The organism is Aquabacterium sp. (genome assembly GCF_035476535.1).
Classification (GTDB): domain Bacteria; phylum Pseudomonadota; class Gammaproteobacteria; order Burkholderiales; family Burkholderiaceae_C; genus Pseudaquabacterium.
Genome location: NZ_DATILJ010000085.1, coordinates 1 through 8,317, shown reverse-complemented (window position 1 = coordinate 8,317; position 8,317 = coordinate 1). Strand labels below are relative to the sequence as shown.

Sequence of the window (8,317 nt, the reverse complement as noted above, 5' to 3'; positions counted from 1 at the left end):
TTGCCGAGCAGCACGATGTCGGCTGTCTTGACCGGCAAGGCTGGCGCACTGGCCTCGAGCCGGTACAGCCCCGCCGCAGCGCCCTGGCTCGCGAACACGAAACTGGTGGCACCGGCGGCGTAAGCCAGGCTGGCAGGGGCGCCGGCCGGCAGGCCGATGGCGTAGGCGCCGGTGTTGGCGTCTGCCGCGGCGTAGCCGACCTCGATGGTGGGCCCGCCGCCGAAGCTCTGCGCGGCGCGCACCGCGGCACTGGTGTCGACAGTGCTGCCGCTGACGGTGACGACGCCCGAGGCGATGAAGCTGGCCGCCGACAAGGGCGTGTTGATGCGTGCGGTCTCGCTGCCGATGGCGGTGGAGGCCGTCGCGCTGATCGGCACGCCGGTCATCACCGCATTGACGCGGCCGCTGGCGGTGATCACCAGGTCATAGCTGCCGGCCGGCACCGGGTAGAGCGTGAAGCGGCCGCTGCTGTCCGGTGCGGTGGCGCGCACCGGCATGCCGGCGAGTTGCGCCGACACGGTGGTGCCGGCGTTGGCCAGCGCGGGATCGACGAAACCCACCAGGCGCTGGCCGGCCGACGACAGGATGGCGATCACCGACAGCACCGGCTTCAGCAGGATCTTGCCGGAGTTGCCGGCCTTGACGAAGGACTTGCAGGCATCGAAGTCGATCGCGAAATCCGCCACCTGGCCGGCGGGCACCGTCAGGTTGACGTTCATCTTCAAGCCGCTTTGCTGGCCGCTCGGCGTGGTCAGCGCGGTTTCGACACCACCGGTCGGCGTGACGGCATTGGCCAGCGGGCTGGCGGCGGTGTTGGCGGCCAGCACCAGCCGCATCTGGGTGTAGGTGCCGGCGGCCAGTTCGGTCTGGCCCAAGGGCAGCAGCGTGCCGTTGTTCAGGCTGAGCAGGTCCACGCGCTGTGGCGAGGGCAGCACCACCTCGGCCCAACCGCTGTCGGCATCGGCGGCTGAGGCGCTCTGGTGCACGCGCACTTTCTCGATCGTGACGAAGGCCTTGTCGTAGCCGCAGGATGGCGCGTCGGTGAGCGACAGGCGCATCGTGCCGGCGGTGCCGATGCCCGGCATTGGCGTGACCGCGGCATCACCGCCACCCCCACAGGCCACCAGACCGGCGGTGAGCCCGGCAACGGCAATCGACGCCAGCATGGCGGAGGTCGGGTGGTGTTCGGGTCTCATGGTCAGCGGCTCCGGCGGGTTCACGCATGACGATAGCCCGCGGGCTTGAAACCGCGTGTAGGAGCTTGTCACCGGAATGCGTCGGCGCTTGCCGGTGCCGGTGTAGGGCTCAATCCCCGTCCAGCGCCCAATCCACCCCGGTCCCCAGCGCTTGCACCGCCTGCACCCAGCGCGCGTGGATGCGCGCATCGATGGTGCCGGCGTCGCTTTCGATCAGGCAGCCGCCGCGTTCGACGGTGGGCGCGCTGACCAGCCGCGCGCCGCGTGCATCCAGCGCATCGGCCGCGCCGAGGTTGATCAGTGCGTGGTCTTCCGGGTTCACGTGCACGGTGATCGTGCGTGCGCTCATCAGCACCGCGTTCACGGCATCCTGCGCCACCTGCACCACCAGCTCGGGCCGCACGCCGAGTTCGCTGCGCACCACCTGGCGCGCCAGCTGCGTGGCGATGCGGGCCACGCTGGCGGCGATCTGCTGTTCCAGCGTGCCGAGTTCATGATCGAAGTTCTGCATCACGCGGCCGAACTGGCCGGCCAGCTGCTGCGCAAAACTCTGCTTGAAGCTTTCCAGGGCGACCAGGCCGTCGCGGTAGCCGTCGCGGTAGCCCTCTTGCCGCGCGGCATGGATCTGGGCTTGCCACTGCTCGGCCACCGCTTCATTGTTCACTGGCTCGGGCTCCACCGCCGCACGCACTGGCGGCGCGTTGGACCCGTTGTCGCCGAAGGAGTTGGGCGCCCAGCTGGCAAAACCCTGCAATTCCTCGCGCGGAATGAAGCGCGTGTAGACCGTACCGGCGCGCGAATTCGGCGGCGGCGGCACCTGCCGCGGACCGTTGGGTTTAGAGGAACTCATCGGCGCCTCCGCTGGCCAACTGGATCTGGCCTTCGTCGACCAGGCGACGCACGGTCTTCAGCATTTCCTTCTGCTCCGCTTCGACTTCCGAAACCCGCACCGGACCGCGCGATTCCAGGTCTTCGCGCAGCGTTTCGGCGGCGCGGGTGGACATGTTGCGGAAGATCTTCTCGCGCATTTCCGGCGTCGCGCCCTTCAGCGCGATGACCAGCGATTCGCTCTGCACTTCCTTCAGCAGCGCCTGCACACCCTTGTCGTCGAGCTTGTTCAGGTCGTCGAAGGTGAACATGTTGTCCATGATCTTCTGGGCCAGGTCGTTGTCGGCCTCGCGGATGAAATCCAGCACCGAGGTCTCGATCGAGGTGCCCAGCAGGTTGATGATTTCGGCCGCGGTCTTGACGCCGCCCAGCGAGGCCTTGCGCAGCTTCTCGCCGCCGGCCAGCACCTTGCTCATCACCTCGTTCAGGTCCTTCAGCGCCGAGGGCTGGATGCCGTCCAGCGTGGCGATGCGCACCAGCACCTCGTTGCGCTGGCGTTCGCCGAAGGCCTTGATCACCGAGCTGCTCTGGTCGAAGTCCAGGTGCACCAGGATCGCGGCGACGATCTGCGGGTGTTCGTTGCGCAGCAGCTCGGCCACCGAGCCGGCGTCCATCCACTTCAGGCTTTCGATGCCGGTGACGTCGCTGCCTTGCAGGATGCGGTCGATCAGCAGGTTGGCCTTGTCGTCGCCCAGCGCCTTGCGCAGCACGGCCTTGACGTATTCGTCGGTGTCGGCCACCAGCGTGTGCTGCTCTGAAGCCACGTGGGTGAACTTGTCCATCACGTCCTGCATCTTCTCGCGCGAGACGACCTTCAGCTTGGCGATGGTCTCGCCCAGGCGCTGCACTTCCTTGGGCGCCAGGTGCTTGAAGACCTCGGAGGCCTCTTCTTCGCCGAGCGACATCAGCAGGATGGCGGCGTTTTCCAGCCCTTTGTCATCCACGATGGGATCTCCCGCGGGGAACGTGCTGGATTCTGGGGGTCACGGTGCGGTTCATGCAACCTCGCCGCTGACCCAGTTTCGGACAATGTTGGCCACCGCAGCGGGGTTGTCGCGGGCCAGCAGGCGGGCGCCTTCGAGCTGGCGGTTGGTCTTGGGTTGTTCCAGGATCAGCGGCTCTTCGATCACCGGCTCGGGCAGCTTCATCGTGTCGTCGACCAAGGCTTCCAGCACCTTGGGCGCGGGCGGCGGCACGATCTGGCGCAGCGCCGGCCGCACCACCGCGAACACCAGCATCAGCGCCACGGCCGTCAGGCCTGCCGGCACCGCACTGGCGCGCACCAGGTCGACGAGCCAGGGCTGCTTCCACATCGGCACTTCATCGATCTTGGGCGCGGCTTCGACGCGGAAGGGGATGTTCACCACCTTCACCGAGTCGCCGCGGTCCTTGTTGAAGCCGATGCTTTCCCGCACCAGGGACGTGAGCTTGTCGAGTTCTTCGGGCGTTAGTGCCGTGCTGGTGGTCTTGCCCTTGGCATCGGTGCTGCCGCGGTGGTTCACCAGCACCGCGGCGTTGATGCGCTTGATCGCGCCGACCGCCTGGCGCTTCATGCTGACGGTCTTGTCGACTTCGTAGTTGACGGTGTTTTCCTTGCGCCCATTGCCGCCGGCCGAACCCGTCTGCGCGGCCTGCAGCGGCGACGCGGCGCCTTGCAGCGGCGCGGCTGCCGCCGTCGGCGGCTGGTTGCTGGCGGCACCGGGCACGCCGCTGGGCGTGGCGGTGGCGGCGTTGGAGGCTTCGGCGCTGCGCGAGCTGCGGATCGTCGCTTCGCCAGCCTGGTTCGGCTTGAACTCTTCGGTGGTCGATTCGAGCTGGTTGAAATCCATCTCGGCGGTGACGGTGGCGCGCAGGTTGTCGCGGCCGAGTGCCGGCTCGAGGATCTCGATCACGCGCTTCAGGTAGCTGGCTTCCACCTGCTGCAAGTACTGCAGCTGCTGCGTGTCCAGGCCCTGGTGGCCAGCCTCGGGCGGGGCCGACAGCAGCGAGGAGTTCTGGTCGACGATGCTGACCGCCTTGACCGACAGGTCCGGCACCGAGGACGACACCAGGTGCACGATGCCGGCAACCTGCGCACGGTCCAGCGTGCGGCCCGGGTGCAGCGTCAGCATCACCGAGGCGCTGGGCTTCTGCTGTTCGCGGAAGAAGCCGTTCTGCGACGGCAGCGCCAGGTGCACGCGCGCGGTTTGCACCGCCGAGATCGAGGTGATCGAGCGCACCAGTTCGCCTTCCAGCGCCCGTTGCAGATTGGTGCGCTCCTGCAGCTGGCTCTGGCCGAAGCGTGCGTTGTCCATCAGCTCGAAGCCGGCGGTGGTGCCCTTGGGCAGGCCGGCCTGCGCCAGCTTCAGGCGCAGCTCGGGGATCATCTCGGCCGGTACCATCAGCGTGGTGCCGTCGCCGGCGGCCTTGTACGGCACCTTCAAGGTGGCGAGCTGGCTGATCACCGCGCCGGCATCCTTTTCCGACAGGTTCGGGTACAGCGGCGCCAGGTTGCCGTTGCCGTTCCACAGGAACAGCGAGACCAGCACGGCGACCAGGCCGGCCAGGCCCAGCGCCAGCATCATCTTGGCGCGCGCCGGCATCGCGGCGAAGCGGGACATCGCGCCGCCGGTGCCTTCAGCCGCCACGCGCTCGGCAGCGGCGTTGTTCGGGGTGATCGGTGTGACGTTGGCGTCCATGGGGGGCAGGGCTTCCGGGCGAAGCGGCAAAGGGGGCTTCGAATGCAGCAGATTGTTCGTTAGCGGCGGCCCCGACCAAGGCGCAAACAACCCGCATTTCGGGCTTCAGTTCCCGCCATCGCGGCCGATCGGGGCCCCTAAAGTAAAGCCCGTGGACAAGCCGTTCGCATTGCCGTCTGCACCACCATGGACCTGAAACTCAAGCCCTTCGACTTTGCACAAGCCGTCGCTCGCGCCGGCTTGCGGCCGGATGGCATGCCTATCGGCAGCGTCGGCGGCTCGGGCGCGGCAGGTGCGGCATCCAAGACCAGTGCCACGCCAGAGGCCAGCTTCCAGAGCGCAATGACCCAGGCCTTGCGCCAGGTCAGCGATGCGCAGAACGAAGCCTCCGCGCTGCAGCAGGAGTTCCAGCTCGGCAACTCATCGGTGAGCCTGGAAGAGACCATGGTGTCGGCCGAAAAGGCCCGCCTGGGCTTCACCGCCGCCATCTCGGTGCGCAACCGGCTGGTGCAGGCCTACTCCGAGATCATGAACATGCAGGTGTAGCCGGCGCCGGCCCGCGTTGGCGGCTGAGGCCGCGGCGCGCCGGAGGCTCATCGTCGCGCATTGACCTGCCAGGTCATCGACACCCTGTCGTGGCGGCCCGAACATGGCTGCAACGCAACAAGGAGTGAAAGATGAACGGCATCGACCTCGTCCCCCTGGCCGTGGGCCACATGATCGGCCTGGGCGCCATCGGCTCGTGCATCGGCATCGGTGTGCTGGGCGCCAAATTCCTCGAAGGCTCGGCGCGTCAGCCCGAGTTGATGGACAAACTGCAGGGCAAAGTCTTCCTGCTCGCCGGCATCACCGACGGTGCCTTCATCATCGCCACCGGCATCGGGCTTTGGTTCTCGACGGCCAACCCCTTCAAGAATTGACCCACCCCGTGCTGGTTGGCGATGCTCAGCAGGGCGGCAGGTCGGGGAAGCCGCCCTCGGGCGCGCAGACGCTGGCGCGGCCGAGGCGGGTCATCTTCACCTGCAGCACATCGCCTTGGCTGGAGACCAGGCGCACGCGGGCCAGCGGCTTCAGGCCGGTGCCGCTGCTGCCGTCGAAATCCATCGCTTCGGCGGTGCTGATGACCACGCCCGGGTGTTCGCTGGCCGAGACGCGCTTGAGCACGGCGGCGTTGCCGGTCGTGGAGCAGCTCGCCGCTGGATCCAGCGTGATGCCGTAGCACCACTGCTTGCCCGGCTCGAAATTGACGCGCAAGGCCGCGCCGCGGCGGGTGGCTTCGTGGCGCGCCTCGCCGAGGTCGGCCACCAGGTGGTTGGCGGCGGCCTTGACGCGGTTGCGCGCCAGCCAGGCGCCGAACGAGGGCGCGGCCAGCGAGCTCAGGATGGCCACGATGGCCAGGCCGATCATCAGCTCCAGCAGCGTCAGGCCACGGGTGCGGAGGTGTTTCTTGTTCATGCGTTCCAGCAGCGGGCGCTGGGTTCCTGGTGGCTCAGCGCGCCTTCGATGCGCAGCGTGAGGGTGGTGCAATCCTTGTCGCGCAGCTGCTCGCCCACGGCCTGGGCCACCAGCTCATAGGCTTGCGGCCCGTGGCTGTGCAGCACGATCCGGTAGTGGCCGCGCGGGCTGGTGTCGGCGGCACCGGGCAGCTGGCTCAATTGCTCGGCATAGCGGCCGTGTTCGCCGCGGTACTGTTCCTGCGCCAGCTGGATGCGCTGCAGGCTCTGCGGCGCTTCGATGCGGTGGCTGCGCAGCTGCTGCGCGCGGAAGCTGGGCAGGGCGACGGCAACGAGCACGCCCGAGACCGCCAGCGCGACAGCGCACTCGACGAGGCCGAATCCGCGGGTCCGAGACAAGGTCTTGTGTTGTGTTCCCATGCTGGCTTCAGCCCAAGGACAGCAGGCGCCGGCGCTTCTGCGTCTGGTCGATGTAGCGCTGCAGCGCGCGCTCGGCGGCTGCATCCAGCTTCACCAGTTCGCAGCCCAGGCGCACGCCGCGGGCGTTCGGGTGGATCGAGCTGATGTGGTGCACGTGCAGCGTGGTGCTCAGGCGGGTGTCCGGGTCCAGCTCCATGCGCACGGCATGCAATGTCAGGCCCGGCTGCAGCGGCGGCATGTCATCGGGCATCAGCAGGGCACAGCCGCCGATGCTGACGTCCAGCACACGCAGCGAAAGCTGGATATCCGGCAGCGCCGGGTGGCGCAGCAGCGCCACCGGTGCGCTGCGTTCCAGCGTGCGCACGCGGTAGGCCTGGCGGCGCTGGAAGCGGTAGACGCGGCGTGGCATCGCGGCCTGCAGCGCGCAGGTCTTGGCGCCGCGCACCAGCATCAGGTGGTGCAGGTCGAATTGCAGCTTCACCGCTTCGAGGTAGCTCACCGCGGTGACTTCGTTGGATTCGATCAGCCGCTGCAGTTGCGGGCTATCGCCATCCGCCTGGAAGGCCAGTCGCTGGCTGGCCGAGTCCACCGTCCACAGCGCGGTGCTCAGGCTGGTGCCCTCGGGCGAGCTCAGGTTCACCGGCGTGCTGCCGTCCATCAGCTGACGCATCAGCGCCGCGATCTCGCGCGGCGACTCGAGGCGGAACGCCGCAAACGGGTCCAGCCCGCTGGCGTCGTCCATCGGCGCGGGTTGGGTGTCCAGGAAAGCCATGGCGTTCTGCCCTCGGGTAGGCGGTCAGTGCAGGGTCTTGGGCTTGCCGGCCATCAGGTGGTCCAGGTCGTCCAGCCAGGGCTCGGCCAGGTGCCGGATCTCGGCATCGTTGACCAGGATGCGCTTCATGATGCGCGACTTCAGCTGGCTCTCTTCAGAGCTCAGGTTGTTGCCGCGCGCGGCGTTCTTCAGCTGGCTGATCAGCAGCACACAAGCCCCTTCGAGCTTGATGACGTGATCCCAGTTGCCCGCGCGGGCGGCGTCGAGCATGTCGGCGCTGGCCTTTTCAATGGCCTCGTAGTAGTTCAGTAGGCTGCTGTTCATGATGATCTGTGCTCGCCAGAGGAATCAGAAGTGGGCCTGGGCATCGGCGCTGTTGCCGATGGCGGTCCAGGCGTCGCGCAGCGGCGTCATCAGGCCGATGCATTCATCAAGGCCTTTTTCGTCGTTGCGCAAGTTGGCCTGCGTCAGGCGCAGGCAGACATAGGCGTACAGGTCGGCCAGGTCCACCGCCAGCTTGCCGCCGGCGGTGAGGTTGAGACCGGCCTTCAGGCCTTCGTCGACGATGCGCACGGCCTGGCCGATGGCCACACCCTTGGCCTGCACATCGCCGGCACGCATGGCGCCGCGGGTGCGAGCCACGGCGGCGAAGAAACCCTCGAACAGCAGGGCGATGAGACGGTGAGAGGAGGCCTCGCTCACGGTGGTTTGCACGCCCACCTGGTGGTAGGCGCCGACGAAATGCCTGGCGCGTTGAGCGTGAGCGGTGTTCGGCGCAATGGACATGGTGGTCTGGGTGTGAGGATGACGTTGGTTGTACCCAGGTTATCGGTCGGCCTTCCGGGCACTTGAGCCGCTTGACGGGCCCGTGTTACCCGCTGTTTCTGCGGATTGGCCGGGGACTTCCGG

Annotated in this window: 11 protein-coding genes; 2 read left to right on the top strand and 9 right to left on the bottom strand. The window is 67.7% G+C overall.

The features are described from left to right. The 4 genes from VLK61_RS08740 to fliF form a co-directional block, all read right to left on the bottom strand. Nucleotides 1-1,196 (bottom strand): DUF4382 domain-containing protein (locus VLK61_RS08740; RefSeq protein WP_325420223.1); only part of this gene is annotated, 1,196 nt, incomplete at its 3' end. Between the two features lie 109 nt (nucleotides 1,197-1,305). Then, nucleotides 1,306-2,046 carry a FliH/SctL family protein gene (locus VLK61_RS08735; RefSeq protein WP_325420221.1) on the bottom strand — a complete coding sequence of 247 codons (741 nt, stop codon included), beginning with the start codon at nucleotides 2,044-2,046 and terminating at the stop codon, nucleotides 1,306-1,308. Then, entirely contained in the window at nucleotides 2,033-3,028 is a 996-nt protein-coding gene (gene fliG / locus VLK61_RS08730; protein ID WP_325420219.1) for a flagellar motor switch protein FliG, read from the bottom strand. Before fliG ends, VLK61_RS08735 begins: the two co-directional genes overlap by 14 nt. Nucleotides 3,029-3,079: 51 nt before the next feature. Continuing rightward, the gene (gene fliF / locus VLK61_RS08725; protein ID WP_325420217.1) at nucleotides 3,080-4,762 is read right to left on the bottom strand and encodes a flagellar basal-body MS-ring/collar protein FliF; all 1,683 of its coding nucleotides are present in this window, start codon (nucleotides 4,760-4,762) and stop codon (nucleotides 3,080-3,082) included. A 186-nt stretch (nucleotides 4,763-4,948) separates the two neighbouring features. On the opposite strand from fliF, the gene fliE reads away from it, so the two are divergent. Beyond that, nucleotides 4,949-5,308: a flagellar hook-basal body complex protein FliE gene (gene fliE, locus VLK61_RS08720; protein ID WP_325420215.1), complete on the top strand. Its 360-nt coding sequence runs from the start codon at nucleotides 4,949-4,951 to the stop codon at nucleotides 5,306-5,308. Nucleotides 5,309-5,439: 131 nt separating this feature from the next. Further along, a complete protein-coding gene (atpE, locus tag VLK61_RS08715) occupies nucleotides 5,440-5,682 on the top strand; it encodes a F0F1 ATP synthase subunit C (protein ID WP_325420213.1) in 243 nt (80 codons plus the stop codon). Between the two features lie 25 nt (nucleotides 5,683-5,707). Here the strand turns inward: atpE and VLK61_RS08710 are convergent, their stop codons facing one another. The 5 genes from VLK61_RS08710 to fliS are packed head-to-tail and all read right to left on the bottom strand — an operon-like array spanning nucleotide 5,708 to nucleotide 8,194. Next, a complete protein-coding gene (locus tag VLK61_RS08710) occupies nucleotides 5,708-6,217 on the bottom strand; it encodes a GspH/FimT family pseudopilin (protein WP_325420211.1) in 510 nt (169 codons plus the stop codon). Continuing rightward, nucleotides 6,214-6,636 (bottom strand): type IV pilin protein, encoded by a 423-nt coding sequence (locus VLK61_RS08705; protein WP_325420209.1) that lies wholly within the window; start codon nucleotides 6,634-6,636, stop codon nucleotides 6,214-6,216. Before VLK61_RS08705 ends, VLK61_RS08710 begins: the two co-directional genes overlap by 4 nt. Before the next feature lie 7 nt (nucleotides 6,637-6,643). Further along, entirely contained in the window at nucleotides 6,644-7,408 is a 765-nt protein-coding gene (locus VLK61_RS08700; protein WP_325420207.1) for a flagellar brake protein, read from the bottom strand. A gap of 24 nt (nucleotides 7,409-7,432) precedes the next feature. Next, entirely contained in the window at nucleotides 7,433-7,732 is a 300-nt protein-coding gene (locus tag VLK61_RS08695; RefSeq protein ID WP_325420205.1) for a flagellar protein FliT, read from the bottom strand. Nucleotides 7,733-7,756: 24 nt separating this feature from the next. Further along, on the bottom strand, nucleotides 7,757-8,194 hold the full coding sequence (gene fliS / locus VLK61_RS08690) for a flagellar export chaperone FliS (protein WP_325420203.1): 438 nt from the start codon (nucleotides 8,192-8,194) through the stop codon (nucleotides 7,757-7,759). Nucleotides 8,195-8,317 lie beyond the last annotated feature (123 nt).

Coding starts and splice junctions, on each gene's coding strand:
- atpE (WP_325420213.1), top strand. CDS start 5,440: ATGAACGGCATCGACCTCGTCCCCCTGGCCGTGGGCCACATGATCGGC.
- VLK61_RS08710 (WP_325420211.1), bottom strand. CDS start 6,217: ATGAACAAGAAACACCTCCGCACCCGTGGCCTGACGCTGCTGGAGCTG.
- VLK61_RS08705 (WP_325420209.1), bottom strand. CDS start 6,636: ATGGGAACACAACACAAGACCTTGTCTCGGACCCGCGGATTCGGCCTC.
- VLK61_RS08735 (WP_325420221.1), bottom strand. CDS start 2,046: ATGAGTTCCTCTAAACCCAACGGTCCGCGGCAGGTGCCGCCGCCGCCG.
- VLK61_RS08695 (WP_325420205.1), bottom strand. CDS start 7,732: ATGAACAGCAGCCTACTGAACTACTACGAGGCCATTGAAAAGGCCAGC.
- fliF (WP_325420217.1), bottom strand. CDS start 4,762: ATGGACGCCAACGTCACACCGATCACCCCGAACAACGCCGCTGCCGAG.
- VLK61_RS08700 (WP_325420207.1), bottom strand. CDS start 7,408: ATGGCTTTCCTGGACACCCAACCCGCGCCGATGGACGACGCCAGCGGG.
- fliS (WP_325420203.1), bottom strand. CDS start 8,194: ATGTCCATTGCGCCGAACACCGCTCACGCTCAACGCGCCAGGCATTTC.
- fliE (WP_325420215.1), top strand. CDS start 4,949: ATGGACCTGAAACTCAAGCCCTTCGACTTTGCACAAGCCGTCGCTCGC.